This window comes from Breoghania sp. (assembly GCF_030066895.1).
Classification (GTDB): Bacteria; Pseudomonadota; Alphaproteobacteria; order Rhizobiales; family Stappiaceae; genus Breoghania.
In genome coordinates this window covers 105,512-129,296 of record NZ_JASJAV010000010.1, presented here as the reverse complement: position 1 = coordinate 129,296, position 23,785 = coordinate 105,512, and the positions used below count along the sequence as shown (strand labels likewise).

28 protein-coding genes and 3 pseudogenes are annotated in these 23,785 nt (G+C 62.5%); 10 read left to right on the top strand and 21 right to left on the bottom strand.

Features of this window, described 5'->3' with window-relative positions:
* Positions 1-71: 71 nt before the first annotated feature.
* Positions 72-668 (top strand): L,D-transpeptidase, encoded by a 597-nt coding sequence (locus tag QNJ43_RS12020; protein ID WP_300470274.1) that lies wholly within the window; start codon positions 72-74, stop codon positions 666-668.
* A 183-nt stretch (positions 669-851) separates the two neighbouring features.
* On the opposite strand, the gene QNJ43_RS12015 is transcribed toward QNJ43_RS12020, so the two are convergent.
* Complete coding sequence (locus QNJ43_RS12015) at positions 852-1,337, bottom strand: thioesterase family protein (RefSeq protein WP_300470271.1); 486 nt, start codon at positions 1,335-1,337, stop codon at positions 852-854.
* A 143-nt stretch (positions 1,338-1,480) separates the two neighbouring features.
* On the opposite strand from QNJ43_RS12015, the gene QNJ43_RS12010 reads away from it, so the two are divergent.
* The 3 genes and pseudogenes from QNJ43_RS12010 (at position 1,481) to QNJ43_RS12000 (ending at position 2,870) form a co-directional block, all read left to right on the top strand.
* Positions 1,481-1,783 (top strand): TetR family transcriptional regulator, encoded by a 303-nt coding sequence (locus tag QNJ43_RS12010; RefSeq protein WP_300470269.1) that lies wholly within the window; start codon positions 1,481-1,483, stop codon positions 1,781-1,783.
* Positions 1,784-1,890: 107 nt separating this feature from the next.
* The gene (locus tag QNJ43_RS12005; RefSeq protein ID WP_300470267.1) at positions 1,891-2,055 is read left to right on the top strand and encodes a hypothetical protein; all 165 of its coding nucleotides are present in this window, start codon (positions 1,891-1,893) and stop codon (positions 2,053-2,055) included.
* Positions 2,056-2,237: 182 nt separating this feature from the next.
* Positions 2,238-2,870, top strand: a pseudogene (locus QNJ43_RS12000) (LysE family transporter).
* Between the two features lie 225 nt (positions 2,871-3,095).
* Here the strand turns inward: QNJ43_RS12000 and QNJ43_RS11995 are convergent.
* The 3 genes and pseudogenes from QNJ43_RS11995 to QNJ43_RS11985 all read right to left on the bottom strand — a co-directional run bounded on the left by QNJ43_RS11995 (position 3,096) and on the right by QNJ43_RS11985 (position 4,329).
* A complete protein-coding gene (locus QNJ43_RS11995) occupies positions 3,096-3,389 on the bottom strand; it encodes a hypothetical protein (RefSeq protein WP_300470266.1) in 294 nt (97 codons plus the stop codon).
* Between the two features lie 21 nt (positions 3,390-3,410).
* Positions 3,411-3,713, bottom strand: a pseudogene (locus tag QNJ43_RS11990) (DUF3306 domain-containing protein); the annotation flags it as partial.
* 16 nt (positions 3,714-3,729) lie between these two features.
* On the bottom strand, positions 3,730-4,329 hold the full coding sequence (locus tag QNJ43_RS11985; protein ID WP_300470264.1) for a DUF3305 domain-containing protein: 600 nt from the start codon (positions 4,327-4,329) through the stop codon (positions 3,730-3,732).
* 271 nt (positions 4,330-4,600) lie between these two features.
* On the opposite strand from QNJ43_RS11985, the gene QNJ43_RS11980 reads away from it, so the two are divergent.
* The 4 genes from QNJ43_RS11980 to QNJ43_RS11965 all read left to right on the top strand — a co-directional run bounded on the left by QNJ43_RS11980 (position 4,601) and on the right by QNJ43_RS11965 (position 8,497).
* The gene (locus tag QNJ43_RS11980; protein ID WP_300470262.1) at positions 4,601-5,257 is read left to right on the top strand and encodes a hypothetical protein; all 657 of its coding nucleotides are present in this window, start codon (positions 4,601-4,603) and stop codon (positions 5,255-5,257) included.
* A gap of 3 nt (positions 5,258-5,260) precedes the next feature.
* Entirely contained in the window at positions 5,261-6,553 is a 1,293-nt protein-coding gene (locus QNJ43_RS11975; protein ID WP_300470260.1) for a 4Fe-4S binding protein, read from the top strand.
* Between the two features lie 248 nt (positions 6,554-6,801).
* Positions 6,802-6,990 carry a hypothetical protein gene (locus QNJ43_RS11970; protein WP_300470258.1) on the top strand — a complete coding sequence of 63 codons (189 nt, stop codon included), beginning with the start codon at positions 6,802-6,804 and terminating at the stop codon, positions 6,988-6,990.
* Between the two features lie 214 nt (positions 6,991-7,204).
* Entirely contained in the window at positions 7,205-8,497 is a 1,293-nt protein-coding gene (locus tag QNJ43_RS11965; protein WP_300470256.1) for a methyl-accepting chemotaxis protein, read from the top strand.
* 18 nt (positions 8,498-8,515) lie between these two features.
* Here the strand turns inward: QNJ43_RS11965 and QNJ43_RS11960 are convergent, their stop codons facing one another.
* The 3 genes from QNJ43_RS11960 to QNJ43_RS11950 all read right to left on the bottom strand — a co-directional run bounded on the left by QNJ43_RS11960 (position 8,516) and on the right by QNJ43_RS11950 (position 10,236).
* On the bottom strand, positions 8,516-9,361 hold the full coding sequence (locus QNJ43_RS11960) for a DMT family transporter (protein WP_300470254.1): 846 nt from the start codon (positions 9,359-9,361) through the stop codon (positions 8,516-8,518).
* Between the two features lie 366 nt (positions 9,362-9,727).
* On the bottom strand, positions 9,728-9,979 hold the full coding sequence (locus QNJ43_RS11955; RefSeq protein WP_300470252.1) for a hypothetical protein: 252 nt from the start codon (positions 9,977-9,979) through the stop codon (positions 9,728-9,730).
* 53 nt (positions 9,980-10,032) lie between these two features.
* Positions 10,033-10,236 (bottom strand): hypothetical protein, encoded by a 204-nt coding sequence (locus tag QNJ43_RS11950; protein ID WP_300470250.1) that lies wholly within the window; start codon positions 10,234-10,236, stop codon positions 10,033-10,035.
* A gap of 4 nt (positions 10,237-10,240) precedes the next feature.
* Here QNJ43_RS11950 and QNJ43_RS11945 point away from each other — a divergent pair, with 4 nt between their 5' ends.
* Positions 10,241-10,543 (top strand): hypothetical protein, encoded by a 303-nt coding sequence (locus QNJ43_RS11945; RefSeq protein ID WP_300470248.1) that lies wholly within the window; start codon positions 10,241-10,243, stop codon positions 10,541-10,543.
* Between the two features lie 356 nt (positions 10,544-10,899).
* Here QNJ43_RS11945 and QNJ43_RS11940 read toward each other — a convergent pair whose 3' ends face one another.
* From QNJ43_RS11940 to QNJ43_RS11925, 4 genes are all read right to left on the bottom strand, one after another.
* On the bottom strand, positions 10,900-11,460 hold the full coding sequence (locus QNJ43_RS11940) for a DUF6352 family protein (protein WP_300470246.1): 561 nt from the start codon (positions 11,458-11,460) through the stop codon (positions 10,900-10,902).
* 11 nt (positions 11,461-11,471) lie between these two features.
* Positions 11,472-11,774, bottom strand: a complete 303-nt coding sequence (locus QNJ43_RS11935) for a DUF6352 family protein (protein ID WP_300470244.1) — start codon at positions 11,772-11,774, stop codon at positions 11,472-11,474.
* Positions 11,738-12,262: a DUF6505 family protein gene (locus tag QNJ43_RS11930; RefSeq protein ID WP_300470242.1), complete on the bottom strand. Its 525-nt coding sequence runs from the start codon at positions 12,260-12,262 to the stop codon at positions 11,738-11,740. The genes QNJ43_RS11935 and QNJ43_RS11930 overlap by 37 nt, the downstream gene beginning before the upstream one ends.
* A gap of 146 nt (positions 12,263-12,408) precedes the next feature.
* Positions 12,409-12,852: a helix-turn-helix domain-containing protein gene (locus QNJ43_RS11925; protein ID WP_300470240.1), complete on the bottom strand. Its 444-nt coding sequence runs from the start codon at positions 12,850-12,852 to the stop codon at positions 12,409-12,411.
* Positions 12,853-13,342: 490 nt separating this feature from the next.
* On the opposite strand from QNJ43_RS11925, the gene QNJ43_RS11920 reads away from it, so the two are divergent.
* Positions 13,343-13,966 carry an NAD(P)H-binding protein gene (locus QNJ43_RS11920; RefSeq protein ID WP_346432949.1) on the top strand — a complete coding sequence of 208 codons (624 nt, stop codon included), beginning with the start codon at positions 13,343-13,345 and terminating at the stop codon, positions 13,964-13,966.
* A gap of 164 nt (positions 13,967-14,130) precedes the next feature.
* Here the strand turns inward: QNJ43_RS11920 and QNJ43_RS11915 are convergent, their stop codons facing one another.
* The 10 genes and pseudogenes from QNJ43_RS11915 to mntR form a co-directional block, all read right to left on the bottom strand.
* Positions 14,131-14,934, bottom strand: a complete 804-nt coding sequence (locus tag QNJ43_RS11915; protein WP_300470237.1) for a biotin/lipoate--protein ligase family protein — start codon at positions 14,932-14,934, stop codon at positions 14,131-14,133.
* 293 nt (positions 14,935-15,227) lie between these two features.
* Positions 15,228-15,392, bottom strand: coding sequence for a hypothetical protein (locus QNJ43_RS11910; RefSeq protein ID WP_300470235.1), 165 nt, complete (start codon positions 15,390-15,392; stop codon positions 15,228-15,230).
* 39 nt (positions 15,393-15,431) lie between these two features.
* Complete coding sequence (locus QNJ43_RS11905) at positions 15,432-16,202, bottom strand: formate dehydrogenase subunit gamma (protein ID WP_300470233.1); 771 nt, start codon at positions 16,200-16,202, stop codon at positions 15,432-15,434.
* A gap of 27 nt (positions 16,203-16,229) precedes the next feature.
* On the bottom strand, positions 16,230-16,676 hold the full coding sequence (locus QNJ43_RS11900) for a hypothetical protein (RefSeq protein WP_300470231.1): 447 nt from the start codon (positions 16,674-16,676) through the stop codon (positions 16,230-16,232).
* Between the two features lie 50 nt (positions 16,677-16,726).
* A complete protein-coding gene (locus QNJ43_RS11895) occupies positions 16,727-16,924 on the bottom strand; it encodes a hypothetical protein (RefSeq protein WP_300470230.1) in 198 nt (65 codons plus the stop codon).
* Between the two features lie 83 nt (positions 16,925-17,007).
* Entirely contained in the window at positions 17,008-17,565 is a 558-nt protein-coding gene (gene fdh3B / locus QNJ43_RS11890) for a formate dehydrogenase FDH3 subunit beta (RefSeq protein ID WP_300470228.1), read from the bottom strand.
* A 14-nt stretch (positions 17,566-17,579) separates the two neighbouring features.
* Positions 17,580-20,435 (bottom strand): annotated as a pseudogene (locus QNJ43_RS11885) (formate dehydrogenase subunit alpha).
* 340 nt (positions 20,436-20,775) lie between these two features.
* Entirely contained in the window at positions 20,776-21,420 is a 645-nt protein-coding gene (locus tag QNJ43_RS11880; RefSeq protein WP_300470226.1) for a molecular chaperone TorD family protein, read from the bottom strand.
* Between the two features lie 337 nt (positions 21,421-21,757).
* Positions 21,758-22,927 carry an iron-sulfur cluster carrier protein ApbC gene (gene apbC / locus QNJ43_RS11875; RefSeq protein ID WP_300470224.1) on the bottom strand — a complete coding sequence of 390 codons (1,170 nt, stop codon included), beginning with the start codon at positions 22,925-22,927 and terminating at the stop codon, positions 21,758-21,760.
* Between the two features lie 214 nt (positions 22,928-23,141).
* Positions 23,142-23,606: a manganese-binding transcriptional regulator MntR gene (gene mntR, locus QNJ43_RS11870; RefSeq protein ID WP_300470222.1), complete on the bottom strand. Its 465-nt coding sequence runs from the start codon at positions 23,604-23,606 to the stop codon at positions 23,142-23,144.
* Positions 23,607-23,785: the final 179 nt, after the last annotated feature.

Below are 23,785 nucleotides of genomic sequence, written 5' to 3'. Positions count from 1 at the left end.
CCGTTCGATGATGATTGAGGCAAGATCATCCGACGGCAAGGCGGTGATGGACGAACGTGAAAGGGATTGGGATGCGCAAGCTTCTCGCGATTACGGCAGCTTTGATGATTGGCAGCCTTGCGGCGGCGTCTTCAAGTGCGGCGAATACGAAGATCTTCGATCCGGCGACGAAGACGTGGATGGAAATCGGACCGGGTGCTCATAGCGGCAAGTCGCCGATCCGCAAGAAGGTCGTTTCCTATTACGGCCACCAGAAGCCCGGCACGATCATCATCGATACGGGCGAGCGCCGGCTCTACTACGTGATGGATAAAGGGCGCGCCATGAAATACGGCATCGACTTCGGCCGCGAGGGCTTCCAGTGGGCGGGCATCAAGCATGTCGCGCGCAAGGCGGAATGGCCGGGCTGGAACCCGCCGCGGCAGATGGTGGCGCGCGAACACCGCAAGGGCCGCAAGCTGCCGGCCTACATGGAAGGTGGACCGAACAACCCGCTCGGCGCGCGCGCCATGTATCTGGGCGGCTCGCTTTACCGCATCCACCGGTCTAACGAGCCCTGGACCATCGGTCAGGCCGTCTCCTCGGGCTGCATCCGCATGGCCAATGACGACGTCATCGACCTTTACGACCGCGTCGAGGCCGGCGCCAAGGTGATCATCAAGCACTGAGCGCGCCTCACTCCGGTTTGTTGAAAGCCGTGGACTCCGATCACGGTCGGGCCCCGCGGCTTCTTCGTTTCTAGCCCGGAGGTGTCGGGGTATGGGCGCCGTTCCTGCTTTCACGAAGTCGAACTGGGAACGTGCAGCAATGGCAGCGGCGGTTCTACCGGCTCTTGAATTCTTTGATGGTCATCAAGTCTGGTACTGTTTCAGAAATGCTTTCATCTCGTCTGAAAGGGGTTTGCCCTTCTCGGTGGCATCATCCACCTGAACGATGACGGTGCGGCCGCTGGCGGCATGGGTGCCGTCCTGCAAAATCCGCTGAGACAGTTCGATCGAGCTGGTACCGACCCGCATCACGATGGTTTCGATGGTGACCGTGCCCGGCCAGAACAGCGGGCTCAGATATTCCAGCGTCAGGGTGGCGATGACGAAGGATGCGCCCTGACAATGCCTGCGCGCCTCCTCCGCATAGAGGATCTCGGCACGCCCCGTCTCCAGAAAGGTGGAAAAGACGGCGTTGTTGACGTGGCCCTGCCGGTCGGTGTCGCCATAGCGGATTTTGTCTGTGGTGGCGTAACACTTGCGGGCGTGTTCACCCGGCTCGCGATCAGCATTGACGCCGGAGGCACAGTCACGGGCGGTCTCAGCAGTCAGACTATCCGCCCCTTCCGTCATGCCACCACCCTTTCCGGATACCGCGAAAACCGCACATTCTCGGACATTTGCCGTGTGAAATCTTCAAGAAAATCTCTCATCTTTGATGAGGCTATCAAATTTGACATCATCGTCAAGATAAAACTGCCGCTAGGGAATCGCACATGGTCGGGATCCGACAATTCGACGAGACGCAGGTCATCAGAGAGGCGTTGCGCCTGTTCTCGGATCGGGGCCTTGCGGGCACGACGATGGGCGATCTGACGCAGGCCACCAGCGTTCAGCGCGGCTCGCTCTACAACGCCTATGGCGACAAGGACGAGATCTACATTCTGGCGTTCGAGAACTACACGCGTGAGGTGCTGGCCCGCTTCCGCCAGGCGCTGGACAGATCGACATTGAGAGATGCACTGGAAGGTGTGTTTGCCGCAGCATTCGCGGCATTGCAGAACGACGCGGCTGCCTGACCACCCGCATGGCACTGGAGGATCACGCGCACCAGGAGAGGACCCGCGCAGGGCTCAAACATCTGCTCGCAGAGTTGGAGACAATCCTCGTCGAGGGACTTGAATCCTTGTGCGAGAGAGAAGGAAGCCGGTTGCCCGCTCCGGCGATGGCTCGGCTGATCGTCACCTTCACCCGCGGACTCGCGGTCATCGACAGAATCTACGGCGACGAGGCGCGGCTGAGAGCCGATACCGATGCGTTGCTGGCGCTGATGTGTCCGTCGGAGGCGTGAGGGGAAGCGGAAACGGAGCGGCTTCACCGCAGTCCATTGCGCTGGATTCCGGACGGCCTGCAGCAAAGCTGCATGGCCCAATCCGGAATCCAGCGCAACAAGCAGGCGCAGCGCGCCTTCCGCTTCCCTTCCGAGACATGCCGCCCTAGAGTGCCAGGGTACCCTCTTGCCGGATACGTCCCATGCACCAGTACCTGATCGAACTTGCCTCGCTGATGGCGGTCTTTTCCTTCGCCATCGTGGCGCCGGGCGCGGATACCGCGATGGTGATGCGCCAGGCCATGCTTTACGGGCGCCGCGCCACCATTCTGACGAGCTTTGGTATCGGCACGTCGCTGCTGTTCCACGTCACCTACACGATCCTCGGGCTCGGACTGATCATCTCCAAGTCGATCCTGCTGTTCAACGTGATTAAGTGGCTCGGCGTCGCCTATCTGATCTATATCGGCATCCAGTCGCTCAGGGCCGGAACAACGGTGATCGCCGTCAACGCGCTGGAAAAGGCCATGCGTCCGGATCAAAGCGCGGGCAAGGCGTTCCTGCTGGGCTTGCTCGCCAATGCGCTGAACCCGAAGCCGGTGTTCTTTTTCCTGTCGATCCTCTCCACGCTGATCAGTCACGAGACCCCGGTGGCGGTAAAGGTGTGCTAAGGCCTCGTCATGGCGACGTGCCTGATCGCGTGGTTCGTGGGGATGTCCTAGACCGTGCCGAAAATGCGCGCAGCCTTTGAGCGCGCGGGCAAATGGATCAACCGGGCCAGCGGCGCCATCTTCATCGGCTTCGGGCTGAAACTGGCGGCCGAAAAGGCGGGGTGATCACGGAGCTCGCGCGGTGGGGTTCGTGGCTGGAGCCCATCCTTCGAGACGGCCGCTCCGCGACCTCCTCAGGATGACGTTACCGAGTGGAAGGGCCGGACGATGCTGTCGTGTTGCTAACCTTCTTCGCCATATCAACACGATAACGTCATCCTGAGGAGCCGTCGCAAGACGGCGTCTCGAAGGATGGGCCCCAAGCACCATTCCTCCCAACGCGCTTCCCGCTCAATTCCCCTCGTTCCCCGACCCCGCATCGGACCAGTCGAGCGCCAGTCGTCCGCGCAGCGAGACGCGTCCCGGCACGACCTCTTCTTCACCCGCAATTTCCGCGTCGTGAACCTCTTCGGGCTCGGGCCCCTCTCGCACCGGCTCGACCTGCGGGTGCTCCGGCGCTGCCTCTGCCGCCTCGGGCGAGGCCCCTTCGCCTTCCATCTCCGCGTTCTCGGGCTTCCCCTTCCCGGACTCCGCGAACTCCTTGCCGATCTGCCAACGGGTCACGACGGCCTTTCCAGCCTCCACCTTTCCGGTGAAATCTGTGTCTTAGTCGTTCAGCCCATCAAGATAGGCAAAGACCGGGTCGGAACTCCACAATTTGCGCAAGGCCGCCGCCTTCAGAACCAACGGCACGCCCCTTTTCATAAAAACTCTCATGTCCGTCTGCGGGCCGACGGTCTCCAGATCCACCGCCTCCGCGGCCAGCCGGTTGGCCTCCGCCTCCTCGTCCGCAACCGATTCTGCATCGCCCAAGGCCTCGGCGACGACGTCCGGGACCTCCACCTCGGCAAGCGGTTCGTCGTCCTGTTCGATCCCGCCCGCGGCCGCGTTCTTGCGCCGGGCCCAGCGGGAAAGGAAACGCTCCTCAGCCCTTGCAGCCCTCGTCGCCCTCCCCGCGCGCCTCGCCTGCGGAGGGCGGCGTGCCGGGTCGCTTAGCGAAGATCGGCTCCTTGCCGAATTTTAGTTCCTCCACCTTCACCTCGTCGCGCCGCCACTTTCTGAATTCTTCCGGCAGCGGGTGGGCGCGGACGAGCTCGACCAGCACGGCGACCAGATCCTCCGGCGTCGGAACCTGTTCCAGAATGCCCTCGCCGCTGTCGGCCAGATCCTGTGCGTCATAGGGACAGGCGGTGATGGCGGAGAGTTTCCAGGGTTGGGCCTCGCCGGGCTCGACGGCATCCAGCATGATCCAAAGGCTCGGCGTCTCCAGCGCCAGGTTGATACGGTAGGATTCCACCAGCTTGCGGTGCAGCGTCACCATCTTCGTTCCGGCATGAAAGCGGGTGACATCGCCCTCACTCACCATGGTGTGCCAGTCGTCCATCTTCGGAGGATCGATGACGGCGGCGACCGGGCACCACGACCAGTCCGCCCACGGGTGATCGACGCGCCTGCACTCCACGACAGCGCCGACGGGAATGGAAACCTCCGCCTTCACGCCGTCCTCGTCCATGTGTTCCGTCATCGTCTCACCTGATTGCAGATAATACTTATATTTGTGAAATAACTGGCAATGCGGGTTCATCCAGTTAGAACGGATGATACGGCAAATAATGGTTGAATGCGCGCAAAACATCTTCAACCATCGAGCTTGATGCGCCCGTTGAAGAAGTTCTCGTGAAAATTCGCGATCGCGAAATCCTGATCTGCAACTGCGAAGGAACAATGGCGCTGGACGGCCAACGACTAGCCTCCAGTGCGGACGAAAACGGCGCACCGACAATCCACCGCCATCTATGCCGGGCAGGCATCGGGACCTACGAGAAGGCGCTTGCCGCGGCGGCGCGCCGCTTCTTGTCGCCTGCACGCAGGAAGCGCCGCTGTTTCGTGAAATCGCGCAAGATACAGGCGCCGAAAACCGGGTTTCCTTCTTCAACACCCGCGAGCGCGCGGGCCGGACTGCCCGCAATCAGGATCCGCACGCCAAGATCCGCGCCCTGATCGAGGAAGCGACGATCGAAGCGGAGCCGACGGGGCTGAAAACCATCGAGAGTTCCGGCTTGTGCCTCGTCTACGGCGCAGGCCAGCAGGCACTTGATGCCGCGCGCATGCTCAATGCCCGACTCTCCGTCACGCTTCTGTTGAGCGAGACCTCAGACATCGTCCTGCCGTCGATGATGGACGTTGCGATCTATTCCGACCAAATCCGCGCGCTGTCCAGTTCGCTCGGCGCATTCAGCGTAAGCGTCGATGCTTACGCGCCGATCCTGCCGCCCTCGCGGGCCGAACAGCAGTTTGCAATGGCGCGCGACGGGGCGAAATCGGACTGTGCGATCGTGGTCGATATCTCGAGCGGCACGCCGCCCCTGACAGGTTGGGAAAAGCGCGAAGGCTGTTTCCGCGCAGATCCGAAGGACCCGACCGCTGTCACCCGCATTCTGCTTGAAGCCTAGGAAATGGTTGGCACGTTCGAGAAGCCGCTTTATGTCAGCTACGACGCCAATATCTGCGCCCATTCGCGCTCCGGCCGCTGTCCTGCGGGCGCGGTGAGCGATGCGGGCGACGCGGTCGCCTACGATCACGGCATCTGCGCGGGCTGCGAATCCTGCGCGGCCTCCTGCCCGACCGGAGCCGTTTCCTATGCCTATCCGCGCCGGGCCGATTTCGCCCAGCGCACCCAGACGCTCGTCACGATCTACGGCGAGGCGGACGGCTCCCACCCGGTTCTACTGCTGCATGACGAGACCCACGGCGCGGATCTGATCGCCACCGCCGCGCGGTTCGGGCGCGGATTGCCTGCGAACGTCCTGCCGCTCGGGCTGCATTCGATCTTCCAGACCGGGCACGAGACGACCCTGGCGGCGATCCTGAACGGCGCGGAGCACATCGTCTGGCTCGCCAATCCGCACAAGGCGGAGGAACGCCCCCCGCTCGATGCCCAGATCGAACTGGCTGAGGCACTGCTGGCCGGTTTCGGTCACGAGGCGATCGGCCGTCTGCATGTGCTGGAGATCGTAGATCCGGATGCGATGGAGGAGATGCTCTACGGTCTGCCCGCCCGGCCCGGCGCAAAGCCCCGGCGGCTTGCCACCATTTCCGGAAAGCGCGACATGGCGCATGCGGTGCTCGGCCAGTTGCGCGAAACCGGGAGCGATCCGGCGGATGTCATCGCCCTGCCCTCCGGCGCGCCTTACGGACAGGTCGTCGTCGATACGGATGGCTGCACCCTGTGCCTCTCCTGCGTTTCCGCCTGTCCGACGGGCGCCCTTTCCGACAATCCCGATCGCCCGCAACTGCGGTTTACCGAGAGCTCCTGCGTTCAATGCGAGCTATGCGCCGATACCTGCCCGGAAAAGATCATCACGCTGGAGCCGCGCTATGACGGGCGGGCGGAGGCGATGAGCCCGCGCACCCTCAACGAGGAGGAATCGGCGCTCTGCATTTCCTGCGGCAAGCCCTTTGGCACGCAATCTACCATCAACCGGATCGCCGAGAAGCTCTCGGGCAATCACTGGATATATCGCAACGCCGACCAGATGAAGCTGATCCGCATGTGTGACGATTGCCGTGTAAGCGCGCAGTGGAGCATGCCGGACAGCCCCCCTGCGGTCCGGCGAGCGCCCGCAACTATGCACCACCGCCGATTATCTCGAAGCAGACAAGGCCGGGCTGACGGTCGACAATTTCCTGAAGCGCAACTAAGCCTGAGAAACAGCATTCCGAAAGCAGGAAGCCAGGCTTTCATTTAATATGTATTTTATATAAAATGAATATATATGGCTTTATTTTTATTTATATATATCAGTATTTTACAAAATAAAAGTCAACCGTCTATTTTACACTACCTTAATTGCTATATTTTTATCTTCTTTATCCTTACGTCAGAATTTTAAGAGCTTCTCGACCAGATCCTGACGTCTCCTGACGGACGCCGGTCGATGCGCGAGCACTGTCCCACACGCTTTCGTTTCGATTTCAAGCCGGTCGCGAGGTTTTGATGAGCAGTCTTCTCTCCGGATTTGCCGTGAAGTCGGTCTCCACCAAGATCCTGATGATCGTGGAGGTCGTGACCGTCTTCACCATCATCGTGGCCACGGTCGAGGTCTTTCAGATGTCCCGGATCGGCGGTGAGATCGAACATATCGCGGAAAACGACATTCCCCTACCCAGACGGTCAACGAAGTGACCGTCGGCCAGCTGGAGCAGGCCATTCTCCTGGAGTGAATGCTGCGTCTCGGTCATATCGAAACGCCGAATTCCGATGAGCATTTCCGGCAGGCCCAGGCGTCCTTCTCGCAGCTTGCGAAGAAAGTGGATACGGCATCGCGGCAGGGCACGAAATCGCGCAGAAGGGGCTGCAGGCGGCCGACACAGAGGAGGCTCGCAACGCCTTCAGCCAAGTGCTCGGTCAGCTCAAGGAGATCGAAGCAAGCCACAAGGTCTTCGACGAGCATGTCGAGGAGATCACCAGACTGATCGAAGAAGGCCGTCAGCAGGAAGCCGAAGACCTCGCCGTTCAGATCGAGGCGGAAGAAAAGGCGCTGGACAAACGCCTGATCGAGGTGCTGGTCTCCATTCAGCAATTCACCAAGAACGCCACGCTGAACGCCGAAGACCACGAAACTTCCGTCTTCTGGCAACTCGTCGTCATCTCCGCTCTCTCCATCGTGCTGAGCGTTTCGCTTGCCCTCTTTTTCGCCAAGCGCGGCATTTCGCGTCCGTTGATCGCGGTCTCCGATGAGCTGGCGCGCGGCGACACGTCGGTCACCGTCAACGTTTCCAGTCAGGACGAGGTCGGCCGCGTGGCGCAGGCATTCGAGACCTTCAAGACCAACATGATCGAGGTGGAGCGCCTGCGCAAGCAAGCTGCGGAGGAAGAGGCCCGCGTCGAGCAGGAAAAGCGCGACGCGATGATGCGGCTGGCCGACGAACTGGAGCAGACGGTCAAGGAGATCGCGATGCAGCTTTCCTCCGCGGTGGAGGAACTGTCAGCCGTCGCCAAGGGCATGGCGGAAAACGCCACGCAGACCCGCGAGCGCGCCTCCGCGGCCGAGGAGCTGGCCGCCTCGATCGAGGAGATCAGCCGTCAGGTCGCCAAGGCGCTGTCGCTTTCCGCCGAATCCACCAAACAGGCCCGCACCTCCAACGAAACAGTCGAGGGGCTGTCAGCCTCCGCCGCAAAGATCGACGAGGTCATCAAGCTCATTTCCGACATCGCCGACCAGACGAACCTCCTCGCGCTGAACGCCACCATCGAGGCCGCGCGGGCCGGCGAAGCGGGCAAGGGCTTCGCGGTCGTCGCGTCCGAGGTCAAGGACCTCGCCTCCCAGACAGGCAAGGCGACGGAAGATATCGGCAATCATATCCAGCAGATGCAGGCCGGCTCGAATCTGACGGCGGAGGCCATCATCGGCGTGGTGAAGGCAATCTCCTCCATCGACGAGCAGATCGCCGCAATTGCCTCAGCGGTGGAAGAGCAGAACGCGGTGACGGCGAAGATCGCACGCAACGCCAGCGAGGTGGCCGACGGCTCTTCCGATATCTCGTCCAACATCACGGGCGTCAGCCAGGGCACGACCGATTCAAGCGCGTCTGCTGAACAGGTGCGCGCGACGGTTGAAAGCATCGGTGCCCAGTCGAACCTTCTGACCAAAGAACTGGACCGTTTCCTGACCACGCTACGCGCGGCCTGAGGAGGCCCTGCCCCTTTCTCAGGATGCGCCGCGTGCGGCAAGCGCGCGTTCGCGCAGGAAGGCGTAGATGCCGGTCGAGATCAGAATGGCGATGCCGATGAGTGTCGGCCAGTCGGGAACATCGCCCCAGACGAGATACCCGATGCAGATCGCCCAGATCACGATGGAATAGCGGAACGGGGCGACGACCACCATGTCGCCGGTTCTGACCGCGATGATGATGAAGACGAACCCCACCATCATGAACACGGCCGCACCGGCAAGCAGCGCCAGAAGCCCGGGCGTCGGCACGACCCATTCTTCAAAAGGCGCCATAGCGGGGCCAAGCAGGAAGGTGGTCATCAACACGCTGGCGAAGGCGGCGGCGAAGGTTTTCACCTCCGCCGGGATCGCGCGGGTGACCAGATCGCGCGCCGACATACAGGTGACGCCGACGATGGCCGACAGGGACCAGATGGCGAAACCCGCAAAGCCCGGCCGCACGATCAGCAGCACGCCGCAAAAACCCACCAGCACCGCGCCCCAGCGTCGCCAGCCCACATGCTCGCCCAGAAACAGCGCGGAAGCCGCGACGATCATCAGCGGCAGCGCCTGCAGGATGGCAGTGGCGTTGGCAATCGGCAGGTGTGCGAGCGCTGCCAGATAGAAGACCGAGGCAAAGGTTTCGGAGGTGGCGCGCAGCAGGACGGCGGGATGGAGCAGAACGCCGGGACGCGAAAGCGCGCCGATCACCCAGGCGACGGTGCCGATCAGGACGCAGGCGAAAAGCCCGCGCATAAAGACGATCTGGCCAAGCGGCAATTCCTGGGAAACGAATTTGACCATGGAATCGTTGAGAATGAAGCCCGCCGATGCCACCAGCATCGCCGCGATCCCACGACCGTTATCCCGAAAATCGCTCATGCACGCCCCAATCCGGCCTCCCCAGCCGCGAGGCAACCCGGCGCCAACCTTTATAGGGGACGAAAGATAAAGGGAAGTCGCAATGAGCAGACGGCGGCAAGGTGCCGCCGGAGACTAATCTGAGGAAAAGGAGCGGAACGACGGAATCGCGGAGGATCCGTGTTCCCGTCAAGGAAAGCGGTGTCGCGAGTCTTGGCACAGCTCCGTCGTGTCGCCCATCCTTCGAGACGCGCTCTTGCGAGCGTTCCTCAGGATGACGTTATCGTGTTGTCGGCTTCAAAGAAGCGCGCACCATGCACAACGTCATCCTGAGGAGGCCGCAGGCTATCACGAAGGATGGGCCGCACAACCTGGATCCTGAAATGTCTCAGGCGTCCTGTTCCGGCGCATTGGAGGTGACGCAGGCCGACCGTCTGACCTCTTCCATTGCGGGTTCTTTTCCAGCCAGCGCTTTGCCTCCGGTACTCCGTAGCGCGCGCATTCGGAGGCCGGGATGTGCTCGGCAAAGAAGGGAAGCTGGACGACTTTGCAGGTCGCGGGCTCCTGGGCGAGGCAGACGGACAGCGCAAGGATCAGCATGGGCACCTCTTCAACACGGTTGAACGAACAGGGTTGAACGAGCCGGCTCAGGCCTACTTTCCCAGCTTGTCGGCAGGGACGCAGCGCCATTTCTTCACTTGCCAATCGGGATGGCTCAGATGCCATTTGGCGATTTCAGGCTGGCCGTAACGCATGCACTGCATGAGCGTGGCGTTTTGGGCGAGATAGGTCAGGTTGACCTGCTTGCAGATCTCGGGCGATTGCGCGAGGCAGACCGAGAGCGCGAGGACGAGCATATCGATGATCCTGTGCTTGCCTTATCGGAAGGCAATTTTCGGCTCAGACGTCCCGTCCCCCGCGCAACATGTAGGCATCGCCTCGCGCTTGGCGTTGTTGGTGTCATTGAACTGCAAGAAGCAGACCACAAAAATCCGCCCGACTACGCGCGTAATCGAGCTATCGGGGAAAGGCAGAACCGGGCGTGATGGCGTCGGTTTTCTCGAGTTCCTCTCCGTCGTCATTACCCAGCGCAATCCGGGCAATCCAACGGGTGGCCAGAGCATGCGGGGCGTGCTGGATCCCCCGAACTTCGCCGGGGGATGACGATGGTGCGTGCGGGAGCTCGCAGAGATATCCGTCAGGGACGGACTGAAAATCGCGACCACCGCGCGCCTTCACCCCCAAACCCCGCTCAAAAAGCCTCCCTCTCCATCGTCATTGCCCGGCGAAGTTCGGGCAATCCAGCAGGCTGCGGCGCATGCGGAGCGTGTTGCCCCCCGGACTTCGCCGGGGGATGACGACGGTGGGAGTGGGAGCGGAGACGAACCTCCCGCGGAACGCCCTTCAGGCCTTCTGCTTCAGGGGCAGGTTCGTCAGCAGATTCTGGGGCTTCACCTTGGCCCGGTGGTCCGGCGTCATTGCGAGGCCGAGCCAGACGGGCTTGCCGCGCATGGTTTCGATCACCGCCTCACCATCCTCGAAATCGAGGCGGAAGAGCGCCACGATGCGGTCGAGATCGCCGGGGACCGGCGGCGGCCCTCGTAGAGGGCGTTGAGGAGGCGGGTTGCCTGGGCATCGAGGCCGACATGCCAGGTCCAGTGCCGGTCGCGGATCGAGAGCTGCGGCTGGATGCGCACACGAAGGCGATGGAAATGGAAGATCCAGGCCTCCAGAACGCGGGCAAAGGCATCGAGCGCGAGCTGGGTAAAGCGGAAATCGACGGCCGTGTCGAAACGGTCGGAGCGCTCCCAGTAAAGATCCTTGTTGTCGTCATCCAGCATGTCGAGCGACACATCCTGCAACGGCAGGCCGAGTGCTGCCAGCCCCGATGCGCCGAGCAGCGTGCCGCCCCCTTCCGCACCCTGCGCATGGGCCCGTATCTCCACCACTTCGCTGTCGGCCAGCATCAACCGGCCGTTTTCGGTGGAGACGGTCTGTTCACGAAAGAGCAACTCGCCCGCGCGAACCCGCATCGGATCACTCGCCTCAGCCAGGATGTTGTGCGTGATGAGGTGGACCATCTGGTCCTAGATCATGGACGGCAGGGCCGGAGCCTCGCGCGTGAAAAGCGCCGCATAGGCCCCTTCCACATGAAACGATAGCTGTCGGCGGCGTCCTCATCGATGATGGCCTCGATCTCGGAGGCGTCCACCTCGACGCGCGGGGCGGCCATCAGCTTTTCGAAAAGCGTGTGTTCGCCCGCGCAGAAGCCTTCGACGGGGTGAAGCTCGGGCCGCGTGTAATAGGCGCGCAGATAGTCGTCGGTGACCGCGAGCCACCCGTTTTCGGTACGCTCTGTCAGATGTGCGTCCGCCGATTTCCAGAAATCAGGCATCGCCTTCTTCCACCACATCCCAGATCCGCGCATGCACGCCGTCCTTGACGGCGGGTTGCGTCACCAATCGGAATTTCTCGCGAATACCGCCGGTCTCGTCGTGCGCGCGCCACCGCCAGCAGAATGCCGACAGGCTGGCCTTGCGCCAAATCTCCGGCAAAGGCTATTTCGCCGCACGCGACAGGCAGGGCGGCGGCCATGTCGGGGGCGCCGTACATGGTCACGAAATGCATCGCCAGGGACTCCACCAGTCCCTGCATCTCGCTCTCGCCGATCTCCGCCACGCTCACCAGCGAGGCCCGACCGAAACTTTCAAGCGAGAGGAACCCGTTGGCGAAGGCCTGTCGGTGCTTGCCCGTGATCTCCTCCGGCTCCAGCTCGCAAAAGGCGAATCCGCCGGACACCGCCCATTCGACCGGCTCCGCCGCTCGCTCGAAAACATGCGTGTCGGGGGCATCGAAGCGAATTGTACGCAGAAAATGCGGCATATCTGGTCTCAGAACAGGCGCGGCAAAACAGGATTGCGGCGCAGTGAGCATGCAGGCGACGGCAGGCCTTCGCACTGAGGCGCGCACTTTAGCAAAGACGGGGATGCATCGCGACTATTGACGAGCGCGAACCCACAGGATGGCTTTCAGCCTTCGGCCGCCTCATCATAGCGCGTCCGGTTCTCGCGGATCTCGTCGAAACTGTCGCCCGCCCAGCGGATCAACGCGTCGAGCGGCCCCAGAATGGAGCGGCCGAGGGGGTTCAACGCATATTCGACGCTTGGCGGGGTGGTGGGAAAGACGGTGCGCGAGATCAGGCCGTCGTGCTCCAGATTTCGAAGAGTCAGGGTCAGCATACGCTTGGAAATGTCCGGCACCTGCCGATGGAGGGCGGAAAAGCGGGACGACGCCTTGGCAAGACGCATCAGGATCAGCATCGACCACTTGTCGCCGATGCGGTTCAGCACATTTCGCACGGGACAATGCTCAAGCCCGCCACCCGCTGCACCCCAGACGTCAAGCTGCGCCACCAGCGCCTGCTGTGCGGTCTCATTTGCCTGAGGCGCGGTCTCAGGAGTTTTCGCGCTCATCGTATCCGTCTCCGTTCTGGGCCGCCCCTATTCAATGTGGCGGAGCGGCAAGGTCGACCTGAACGGGCCGGCCGACCGGAAAAGTCCCCCTCCGACGTCATCCCGGTGCGGAGGCCCATGCTTCGAGACGCCATCTCGCGACGGCTCCTCAGGATGACGTTGTCGGATTGCAAGGCTCTTCGGGATGACGTTGTGTGCGTTTCTGGTTTCATCGCAATAACAACACGATAACGTCATCCTGAAAAGCCCGCGCCAGCGGACGTCTCGAAGGATGGACATCCGCAGTTCCCTCTGCCCCGGTCCAAGCATTTCCCGGCCATCCGGCCCAGAGGGCACATGCCTGTTCCCTCGTTCCTGAAAAGTGCCTTCTTTCGCTCGTCCCTATCGGTCTGTATTTTAGACCATACCTCATTTCAAGACTTCTTACTATCTCGTCACCGGCGCCAGCGGACAGCTCGGACGCCTTGCCGTTGAAGCTCTCATCAAGATCGTGTCGCCCGCCAAGGTCGAGGTCATCGTTCGCAGCCCGGAGAAGGGGGCCGATCTGAAGGCGCTCGGCGTCGAGGTGCGGATCGCAGATTACGACAAGCCGGAGACGCTGGAAGCCGCCTTTGCCGAGATCGATCGGCTGCTGCTCGTCTCCTCCTCCAACCAGGTCGGCCAGCGCGAGAGCCAGCATCTCAACGTGATCGCGGCGGCAAAGAAGGCCGGGGTCGGCTTCATCGCCTATACGAGCTTGCTGAATACCGACAAGAGGCTTCTGAAAATCCTGTCGGGCGAACACAACACGACGGAAAAGGCGCTGGCCTCCTCCGGTCTCGCCTACGCGCTGCTGCGCAACGGCTGGTACACGAAAAACCTCACCGCCGCCCTGCCCGGCGCGCTCAAGAGCGGCGTCTATGCGAGCGCGGCGGGAGACGGCAAGTTCACCACCGTGCCGCGTGCCGACTATGCCGAGGCCGCAGCCCGGGTTCTGGCGGACAAGAGCGTCCCGTCGGGCAAGATCTTCGAGCTTGCGGGGGACGAGCCCTTCACGTTGTCGGAATTCGTGGCCGAAGCGGCCCGCCAGTCGGGCAAGGTGATCGCCTACAAGAGCCTGCCGGAGGCCGAATAACGCGCAGCGCTCGTCTCCGTCGGTCTACCGGAGCCCGTGGCCGACATGCTGGCGGATTCCGATGTGGGTGCGGCCAAGGGCGGCCTCTTCGATGACAGCCACGACCTATCGACCCTGCTCGGACGCCCCCACGACGCCCTATGCACAGACGATCGCCAAGGCCCTCAAGGCCTGACGGTCCGACCGCGATCCGGGCCCGGCTCATTGTCTCCAACCGGGCCCGGATCGCCTCTTTCCAGGTTCTGCGGCTCCAGCACCACGGTGCCCTCGGCTCCCTCCAGAACGAGGCCGCCATGATCGTCAAGTCCGATGAGGCGGCCGCGATGGCCCTCTCCCTTGCGCAACACCGCCACCTCCTCGCCGCGGGCGCGGACACGGAACTCCCAGGCGGCGCGGACAGGAGCGAAGCCGTCCTGCTGCCAGGTGTCGATCCAGGTCAGCAGATATCGCGCCCAAGCGCTGATCACGGCATCCGACGGGATCGCGCCGCAACCTTCGTCATAAAGCGTAGTGCGCCAGGGATCATGGCCGGGATCGAGGCTCGAATCCGTCACGTTCGGCGCAGGGCGCAGCGCCAGGCTCAGTCCGATCGTCAGCCAGTTCGGCGCACCGAGTTCGTCGACCTCCCGGGAAACCTCCAGCGCGAGATGACCGGTCGCCCCGTCATTGGCGTGCAGGGTGGCGGGCCAGTCCCAGGTGATCGCGACTTCCGGCGAAATCAGCGCGCCGATCGCATCGCCCGCCGCAACGGTCGCGACGAACAGCATCTCGCGCGCCCGGCGCGGTTTCACCCTCGACTCCAGCACCAGAGCGGCCTCGACGCGGCCTCCACCGACCTTCCAGACCAGATCGCCGGCCTCGAACCGACCGGACACCGCCCCCAGACATGCCTCGTCGAACGAACGCCGCGACGAGGTTCCCGGATGGCCGGTCAGGAGGGGCGGCAGAGCGGGACTGGGAAATGTCATGTCGGGAATTCTCTCATGCGCAAAATCCCTTGCGTCCATCGGCTGAAGAAGAGAGTCAGGAACTTCAGGTTCTGATTCAAGTCCCTCAGGATCCGATTCAACGCCGACCGTCTGTCGGAGATCGGAGGCGGGGATAAGTCGGGGCGGCGAAAAATGAGGCCGGAGCACTTATCCCCGAAGCGCATCGTTGCAGCAAAACCGCGCGCGCATTTGAATGTTCGACATTTTCAAATCGAATTCGAGGGATATTCGAGAAAAATAGTAAAACATTCAAAAATACCGATTGCGATGCGCTAATGGTCGCCGTGGCGCTGGCCCATACCCGGGTCGAGACGGACGCTTTCCGGATCGGTGCGGTAGATGGCGGCAGACGAGAAATCGGGCATCACGTCAAGGATCAGCCAAACCCCGACGGCAAAGACGGCACACAGTGCGACACCCGTCAGAAACGCCTTCATTCAATCTCCCCGTCACTGGCCTCGGCATGGTCGGCTCCATCATTCGGTGGGTTGGCCCGCGCCGCTTTCCACCTCGCGCGCCTGAACCTCTTCCACCCACAGATTGTGATGCTCCTTGGCCCAGTTCAGGTCGACCTCGCCGGAGCCCATGGCATCGAACGCACCCTCCATGCCGACTGAGCCGATATAGATATGGGTCAGCACCATGCAAGTCAGCCCCAGTGCCATGATGGCGTGCCAGCCTTGCGCGAGCTGCTGTTCGTGGATGGGGGCGAGATCGGTCGGCAATTGCGTGCCGAGAACGGCGTTCACGATCTCGAAGGTGCCGGAAAAGAAATGGATCGTGAAGAGAAACAGCAGCGACCAGCCGGACACCGAGACCGAGATCCCGCCCGCAATCACGGCCCAGAAAACGATCTTCTGGCCCGCGTTGAACTTGCGCGAGTCCGAATGAACGTTCTTCGAAAACAGCGCGCCCGCCTTCATGATCCAGGCGATGTCGATGCGGCTCGGAATGTTGTGGGAGACCCACATCACGAAGATCATGACGAGCCCCGCCATGAAGGCGAAGAACAGGAAATGGTCCAGGTACTTGCCGTAATAAGTCATCGCGGCGAAGGCATCGGCGCCGATCAGCGGTTTCAGCACGTAGCGCCCGTACAGTATGTTGAGGCCGGTAGTGCCGAGCATGACGAAGGAAACGGCGATCAGCCAATGGCCGGAGCGTTCGATCCAGGTGAAGCGGGTGGTCGTGACGCCAGCGGGGCCCTTCTCGATCATGACGCGGCCGCGCAAGACATAGAACGCCACCAGCAGGATCAACGTGCCGAAGATCGCTCAGGCGCCGTAGGTCGATAGCGGGCCGTTCCTGAAGGCGCGCCAGTTGTCGCCCTCGGACTGGATCACGATCACCGCCTTCTTGTCCGGAATGGAGACCGTTCCCGACACGCCGCTGCGCATCTTCCGCCACAGATCCGCATCCGAAGACGTGCCCAGAACCCCGCCCGGCACATGGCCCTGCGTCGGGTTCCGGCGCAGGTCGGGATGGGTCTCGATCGAACTCGGAGAGCCAGGATAACTGGGCAAGGTTGCCGATACCGGAGGACGGATGGAACTCTGGCCGGCGACAGGATCGACCGCGAATACAGCACCGACGAACCCGGCCAGCAGCACCACGACGCAAAGCGCGGCGAGGTGCTTCAGCGCCCGGCCGGAGCCCTCAGCCCTGCCCGATCCGGACTTCGCGCCGATGCGGCGGTATGCATTCCAAATCCGATGGATCAACCGTACCCCTCCCGATCTCCACGATCGCGTCCGCGCGCGGCGACTGGCGTTCACATACCCTGCATGCGTCCGCGCAATCTCAGCGCGCGCTGCTGTTCCTCGGTAAGCGGCGTGTCCGCCTTGCCGCCGTAGGTGCCCTGCTCGTAGTGGAGCGGACGGCCCTGTTCATGGTCGCGACAGGAGGCGAGCCCGGCAGCCATCGCCGCGAGCGCCGCTATCTTCAAGACAGTCGTCAAAGCAGGCGGCACCGTCTCACCTCTCGATTGTCGTGGCTTCACTCGGCTCCGTCTCAGAGCGGCCCCGCCTTCTTCTCGTAGGCGGTGCCCCAGCCCTAGGCGCCCGATCCGAAGCCGCGGGTGACCACGCGCTCGCGGTATATTGCCGACACCACGTCGCCGTCGCCGGCCAAAAGCGCCCTCGTGGAACACATCTGCGCGCACAGCGGCAGCTTTCCATCCGCCAACCAGTTGCAGCCGTATTTCTGGAATTCGGCGGCCGAATTGTCTTCTTCCAGCCCGCCACCGCAGAAGGTGCACTTGTCCATCTTGCCGCGCGAACCGAAGTTTCCGGCTCTGGGATATTGCGGCATGCCGAAGAGACAGGCGTAGAAGCAGTAGCCGCAGCCGATGCACAGATCCTTGGAGTGCAGCACCACGCCTTCCTCGGTGTGATAAAAGCAGACGACCGGATAGACCGCCATGCAGGACGCATCCGAACAGTGCATGCAGGCGACAGAGATCGACCGCTCGCCCGGCTGACCGTCCTGAATCGTCACCACGCGGCGGCGGTTAATGCCCCAGGGGACCTCGTTCTCGTTCTTGCAGGCGGTGACGCAGGTATTGCACTCGATGCAGCGTTCGGCGTCATACAGGAATTTCATCCGTGCCATGGGTTCGCTCCTCCTCAGGCGCGCTCGATACGGCAGAGCGTGGCCTTGGTTTCCTGCATCTGGGTGACGGAGTCGTAGCCGTAGGTCTGGGCTGTGTTGGTGGACTCGCCCAGGACATACGGATCGGCGCCGGTCGGATATTTGGATCTGAGGTCCTTGCCCTAGTACCAGCCGCCGAAGTGGAACGGCATGAAGGCGACGCCTCGGCCGACGCGTTCCGTCAGCATGGCCATGACCTTGCCGCCCTCCGGCCCGTGCACCCAGATCATCTCGCCGTCGCGGATGCCGAGATTGTGGGCGTCATGCGGATTGATCTCGCAGAACATGTTCTGCTGCAGTTCCGCCAGCCAGGGGTTAGAGCGGGTCTCGTCGCCACCGCCCTCGTATTCCACCAGACGGCCCGAAGTCAGGATGATCGGGAAGTTCTTGGAATAGTCCTTCTCCTGAATGGACTTGTAGAGCGTCGGCACGCGCCAGAAGGTCTTGTCGTCGTAGGTCGCGTACTTGTCGAGAAGGTCGCGGCGCACGGTGTAGAGTGGCTCGCGGTGGAGCGGCACCGGATCGGGGAAGGTCCACACCACCGCACGCGCCTTGGCGTTGCCGAAGGGCGCGCAGCCGTGCTTGATCGCAACGCGCTGAATACCGCCGGACAGATCCGTCTTCCAGTTCACTCCGCCGACACGATCGTTGTAGTCGGCAGCACGCTCGAGCGCCTGGGACGTGGCGCCGTCATCCGGACGGACGTCCCGCAGACTGGCAACCCATTCGATGATGCCGCGCTCATAAGGCGTCAGATCCGTATCCCAGCCGAGCTTGGTCAGCATGGACATGGTGAATTCGGGATAGCCGTCCTCGATCTCCGAGCCGACCGGCCAGGAATCCTCGGCCAGCAGATTGTCGCCGCTGCGCTCCACGCCGAAACGGGCGCGGAAGCACAGGCCGCCTTCGGTTACTGGCATGGAGGTATCGTAGAGATTGGCCGTGCCGGGATGACCCATCTCCGCCGTACCCCAGGACGGCCACGGCAGACCGTAGAAATCGCCATCGCACGGTCCGCCGTTGGCCCGCAACGTCGTGCGGTCGAAGGTGTACTGGTTTTCCATGTGCAGCTTCAGCCGCTCCGGCGACTGGCCGGTATAGCCGATGGTCCACATGCCGCGGTTGAATTCGCGGGTCACGTCCTCGATCAGCGGCTCGTCGCCATTGCAGCGAGCGGTTCGGCGCCGTCACCGAGCCGTGGGTTTCGAACTGGGTGGAGGCGGGAAGCAGGTAGACGCCGTCGGTCCGGTCCGACAGAACGACGGATGCGGATCGATCACCACCATGATGTCGAGCTTTTCCATCGCCTTCTTCATGTCTGGAAGGCGCATCTAGGAATTGGGCGCATGCCCCCAGAAGACCATGCCGTTGACGGTGTCGGGCTGCTCCAGATCCTCCTTCGCTTCCAGCACGCCGTCGAACCAGCGCAAAACCGGCATGCCCTTCTCGTTGATCATGGAGGTTCCCTTGCCGTCGGCATCCTTCTCGCCAATCTTGGCAAAAAAGCGGCCATAGAGATAGTCGTAGTCGACGTCCCAGACCCGCGCCCAGTGCTTCCAGGCGCCATCCGACAGTCCATAATAGCTGGGCAACGTATCGACCAGGACGCCCAGATCGGTCGCGCCCTGCACGTCGTCGTGGCCACGGAAGATGTTGGTGCCACCGCCCGCCTGCCCCATGTTGCCCAGCGCCAGCTGCAAGATGCAGTAGGCGCGAATGTTGTTGTTGCCGTTAGTGTGCTGGGTGCCGCCCATGCACCAAATCACGGTGCCGGACCGGTTGTTGGCAAGCGTATGGGCGACGCGCCGGAGCTGGGAGCCGGGAACGCCGTTGACACGCTCGGTCTCTTCCGGCGTCCACTTGGCGATTTCCTGCTTCACCTCGTCCATGCCCCACACACGCCGACGGATGAAGTCCTTGTCTTCCCAGCCGTTTTCGAAAATGTGCCAGAGAATGCCCCAGACCAGCGCAACGTCGGAGCCGGGGCGGAAGCGGACATATTCGGTGGCGTGCGCAGCCGTGCGTGTGAAGCGCGGGTCGCAGACGATCAATGGGGCGTTGTTCTGTTCCTTGCACTTCAGAAGGTGCATTAGGGAAACGGGATGGGCCTCGACCGGGTTGCCGCCAATGAGGAAGATGGCGCGCGACTTGTGGATGTCATTGTAGGAATTCGTCATCGCGCCATAGCCCCAGGTGTTGGCGACACCGGCGATCGTGGTTGAATGGCAGATACGGGCCTGATGGTCCACGTTGTTGGTTCCCCAGAAGGCAGCGAACTTGCGGACGAGATAGGCCTGTTCGTTTTTGTGCTTGGCCGACCCCAGCCCGTAGACGCTGTCGGGGCCGGATTTCTCGCGAATTTCCAGAAGCTTGTCGCCGACCTCGTTGATCGCCTGCTCCCAGGAGACGCGCTCCCATTTGCCGTTGACGAGCTTGGTCGTCTATTTCAGCCGCCGCTCGCCGTGCGCATGCTCGCGCACCGAGGCGCCTTTGGCGCAGTGCGAGCCGAGATTGAAGGGACTGTCGAAGCCAGGCTCCAGTCCGATCCAGACGCCGTCCTGCACTTCCACCAGAACGGTGCAGCCGACCGAGCAGTGGGTACAGACGGACTTGCGGATGACGACGTCGCTCGTCGACGTCTTGGCGTTTTCCGCGGCACTCGCCTTCCTCACCATGCCGCTGGACAGGCCGGAGAACGCGGCGATGCCGCCGATCGTCAAGCCGGAGCGCTTGAGAAAGCTGCGCCGATCGATGGCGGAGCCTGCCACCTCGCGCAGCACCGATGAAAGGGGCGCGCGGTAGGCCGTGCCGTTCGTCTTTTTCCTGAGCATCGCTCGTTCTCCCTCAAATTCCGTCGCAATCCCGGTCAGGCGCGAATGGCGCGCGGACCGCAGGCGGAACGCCTGTTGCGACAAGCCTCGAAAGCGCGCGGTCTCGTAGGCGCGGCGCACATGTTCGGTCAGCCGGTATCCGCCGGGAACGCCCCTCCTCCACCGCTTCTTCAGCCGAAGCCTCGGTGCCGGTGATGGCGGCAGCACCGCCCGCCAGCGTGCCGAGGCTCGCCAGCTTCAGGAAGCTCGCCGATCGGTCGCCGCCGCCCCCTTGTTCCGCTTGCCGGATCCATCTTCCTGTCGGGACATCACGTCCTCCTGCTCACTGAATTCGGGCGGCTCACCGCCCGCTTTCATGCTGCTCGATCATTGCGAAAACCGCGACCTCGACGCCTAGGAACACGCGCCCGAGCCTGCCGAACGGGCGGTAGAGACGGGCCGTCTCCGCCTTTTCGAGATCGCGGAAAAAGTAAGGCCCCCAATCGCCCAGATGCGCCTCGAAGAAGTCCTTCTGGGCGACGAGATCGGCTGGAGGTCCAAACCGGCCGACGATCAGTCCGGCCATCATGTCGAGGATCGCGGCCATATGATCCTCCCGCTCGCTGACGGTCGGGTCGCGTTCGATACCGAGCGCGCGCATCCGGGCCCGCAGACGGGCCAGCGGCTTCTCGTTCAAAAAGCCGGCCAGATAGTAGGAGGCGTAGGGCAGCAGCTCGCCGCGCCCCAGGCCGATGAAGAGATCATGGAATTCGGAGGAGACATCCTGCGGCACGGCATGGGCCGCCGCCACGGCCAGTTCTCCGAGAGGCAGGCCCAGTTCGCTGTCGTCGCCCTCCAACCGGACGAGATCGGCGAGCATGTTCGCATCGGGAGGCGTTGCCAGCAGGTGCGCCATGAGCTCGTAGAAGCGCGCCCGCAGCAGATCCTCCTCGCTCACGGCAAGAGCTGTCGCATCTGGACGCGTACGCACGGCATTGGCTGTCATGTTCGTTTCTCCCGACCCGAATTTTAGGCGCGAGAGCTATACCGGAGAAACTGAAAAAAATATTTAATATAGCTACTTAAGAGAAATTACGAGGTATGTTCGAGGCTAAATTTCGTGACACGGAAAGTCGTTTCCGGGGAGGGAAAAGAGGAAAACGACACGCTCTGCAGGACGTGAAGCCCCCGCACCGCCATGCGCCCTGCCGCGCACGAAATTTACCAAGGAAAAAATTCGGAAAACCGCGAACCCCGGACAATGCCCTCAGGGCGATTCGGACACGAAAAAGCGCGCGGACCGGGAGACCCGCGCCCCGTTCAATCCGTCGATGGCAACGGTGTTATTCGAACACGATTGCCGGGGCCGCCTGCTCGGTATCGGCGCGGTTGCGCTCCACCTCGGCCCAGACCTTGGAGGCCACGTTGCGATAAAGCTGCGAATGAAGGCTGTCGGGATCAGAGACGACGACCGGCGTACCGGCATCCGACTTCTCGCGAATATCCATGTGCAGCGGGATTTCGCCGAGGAAGGAAACGCCGAGCTTTTCGGCTTCCGCCTTCGCGCCGCCGTGGCCGAAAATGTCGGACCGCTCGCCGCAATGGGGGCAGAGGAAATAGCTCATGTTCTCCACGATGCCGAGCACCGGCACGTCCACGCGGCGGAACATGTTGAGGCCCTTGCGCGCATCGATCAGCGCCAGATCCTGCGGCGTCGACACGATGACCGCACCGGCCAGTGGCACCTGCTGGGCCATGGTGAGCTGCGCATCGCCCGTTCCCGGCGGCATGTCGACCACCAGCACGTCAAGCTCGCCCCAGGCGACCTCACGCAGCATCTGGGTCAGCGCGGACATGACCATCGGCCCACGCCAGATCATCGGGGTATCCTCTTCCACGAGGAAGCCGATCGACATCACCTTCATCCCGTAGCCTTCAAGTGGCTTAAGAATGCGGCCCTCGACTGGTTCGGGACGGCCGGAGACATGGAGAAGGTGCGGCATGGAGGGGCCGTAGATATCGGCATCGAGCACGCCGACCTTCAGGCCGTTGATCTTCAGCGCCAGCGCCAGATTGATCGCGGTGGTGGACTTGCCGACGCCGCCCTTGCCCGAGGCGACCGCAATGATCGCCTTGATGCCCGGGATGCCGGGCTTTTTTTCGGCCTTTTCCTGAGGCGCGGCACCGCTCGGCGCGGATGCCGCCTTGGGGGGAGCTGGCTGCGGGGCAGGCCTTGCGGGCTGCGGCGACGGGCTTCCCGGTTTCTTCTCCGCCGTCAGCGCGACCATGACCTTGCCCGCCCCCGGCATATCGGAAACGACTCTCTCCGCCGCCTGACGCAAGGACTCCAGTTCCTCCGCCCGTTCGGCGGGAACCGTGATGGAAAAGATGATACGACCGTCGGAGATGAATATATCGGAGACCAGACCGAGAGAGACGATATCTCCCTCCAGATCCGGCCCCTTTACCTTGGAAAGCCGGTCAAGAACGGCTTCCTTGGTGACTTCTGCCATAGGCGGATACCCCATTTTTCTCATTGCACGCGCGTGAACACGGCAGACTTGTCCAGGATGTGGCCACACCCTCACAGGGTAACGTAACCGTACGCGGCGTCGGGTCAATCGGGGGGCTGCACGTTCACGTTGTGACGCCGCCTTGCGCCAATTGTCACCCCCAACATTTTACCTGGAGCAGGAATGCGAGCGCGCCACCTGAAAATGGGTTCACCTACTTGTCGGTGAAGCAGCGCATGGCGGTCAGCGTTTCGGCGGAGACGTGATGCTCGATACCCTCGGCATCTTGACGGGCGGTGTCAGGGCTGACGCCCAGCGCAAGGAGGAAACGTTCCACGACGGCATGGCGGCGGCGGGTTTCTCCGGCCATGGTGCGGCCAGCTTCGGTCAGAAACACGCCGCGATAGCGCCGATTTTCGACCAGATCGTCTTCCGCAAGGCGGCGCAACATCTTGGCAACGGTGGGCTGGGTGACGCCGAGACGGGCTGCGATATCGACCTGCCGCGCCTCTCCCTGATGGGTTATCAGGTCGTCGATCAGCTCGATATAGTCTTCCGCCAGTTCAGTGCGACGTGCCGCGCGAACCTTGCAAAACCCGGCGCGATGCGCCTCTTCGTCAATAAGTTCCGAGCCGGAAAGCTCCGCGACTGGGCGCGCCTTGCCCTTGCCAAACTGCATTACACCCGTCCTTTCGATCCTCCCAAGATCCTGCGCGGTTTCACTCGCGGCGCCAAGCGCGCCCGGATTCGCTGAAAGAAATACCGCGCCGAAAACCATTGCGCCAGAAACGAATGACACGGGGAACCGCTCGCAACCGTTATTCACACCGTCCGTTTCCGACCCCGCAAGCGCCGCAA

Excerpts from the sequence above, each read along its gene's own strand:
- QNJ43_RS11980 (WP_300470262.1), top strand. The coding sequence starts at position 4,601 with ATGCCGGGCAGGCATCGGGACCTACGAGAAGGCGCTTGCCGCGGCGGC.
- QNJ43_RS11955 (WP_300470252.1), bottom strand. The coding sequence starts at position 9,979 with ATGCTGATCCTTGCGCTGTCCGTCTGCCTCGCCCAGGAGCCCGCGACC.
- QNJ43_RS11910 (WP_300470235.1), bottom strand. The coding sequence starts at position 15,392 with ATGAAGGCGTTTCTGACGGGTGTCGCACTGTGTGCCGTCTTTGCCGTC.
- QNJ43_RS11940 (WP_300470246.1), bottom strand. The coding sequence starts at position 11,460 with ATGGTCCACCTCATCACGCACAACATCCTGGCTGAGGCGAGTGATCCG.
- QNJ43_RS11930 (WP_300470242.1), bottom strand. The coding sequence starts at position 12,262 with ATGCCGCATTTTCTGCGTACAATTCGCTTCGATGCCCCCGACACGCAT.
- QNJ43_RS11945 (WP_300470248.1), top strand. The coding sequence starts at position 10,241 with ATGATCCTGTGCTTGCCTTATCGGAAGGCAATTTTCGGCTCAGACGTC.
- QNJ43_RS11915 (WP_300470237.1), bottom strand. The coding sequence starts at position 14,934 with ATGACATTTCCCAGTCCCGCTCTGCCGCCCCTCCTGACCGGCCATCCG.
- QNJ43_RS12010 (WP_300470269.1), top strand. The coding sequence starts at position 1,481 with ATGGTCGGGATCCGACAATTCGACGAGACGCAGGTCATCAGAGAGGCG.
- QNJ43_RS11960 (WP_300470254.1), bottom strand. The coding sequence starts at position 9,361 with ATGCTGGTGGCATCGGCGGGCTTCATTCTCAACGATTCCATGGTCAAA.
- QNJ43_RS11950 (WP_300470250.1), bottom strand. The coding sequence starts at position 10,236 with ATGCTCGTCCTCGCGCTCTCGGTCTGCCTCGCGCAATCGCCCGAGATC.
- fdh3B (WP_300470228.1), bottom strand. The coding sequence starts at position 17,565 with ATGGCACGGATGAAATTCCTGTATGACGCCGAACGCTGCATCGAGTGC.
- QNJ43_RS11985 (WP_300470264.1), bottom strand. The coding sequence starts at position 4,329 with ATGACGGAACACATGGACGAGGACGGCGTGAAGGCGGAGGTTTCCATT.
- QNJ43_RS11975 (WP_300470260.1), top strand. The coding sequence starts at position 5,261 with ATGGTTGGCACGTTCGAGAAGCCGCTTTATGTCAGCTACGACGCCAAT.
- QNJ43_RS11925 (WP_300470240.1), bottom strand. The coding sequence starts at position 12,852 with ATGAGCGCGAAAACTCCTGAGACCGCGCCTCAGGCAAATGAGACCGCA.
- QNJ43_RS12020 (WP_300470274.1), top strand. The coding sequence starts at position 72 with ATGCGCAAGCTTCTCGCGATTACGGCAGCTTTGATGATTGGCAGCCTT.
- QNJ43_RS11880 (WP_300470226.1), bottom strand. The coding sequence starts at position 21,420 with ATGACAGCCAATGCCGTGCGTACGCGTCCAGATGCGACAGCTCTTGCC.
- QNJ43_RS12015 (WP_300470271.1), bottom strand. The coding sequence starts at position 1,337 with ATGACGGAAGGGGCGGATAGTCTGACTGCTGAGACCGCCCGTGACTGT.
- apbC (WP_300470224.1), bottom strand. The coding sequence starts at position 22,927 with ATGGCAGAAGTCACCAAGGAAGCCGTTCTTGACCGGCTTTCCAAGGTA.
- QNJ43_RS11970 (WP_300470258.1), top strand. The coding sequence starts at position 6,802 with ATGAGCAGTCTTCTCTCCGGATTTGCCGTGAAGTCGGTCTCCACCAAG.
- mntR (WP_300470222.1), bottom strand. The coding sequence starts at position 23,606 with ATGCAGTTTGGCAAGGGCAAGGCGCGCCCAGTCGCGGAGCTTTCCGGC.
- QNJ43_RS11935 (WP_300470244.1), bottom strand. The coding sequence starts at position 11,774 with ATGCCTGATTTCTGGAAATCGGCGGACGCACATCTGACAGAGCGTACC.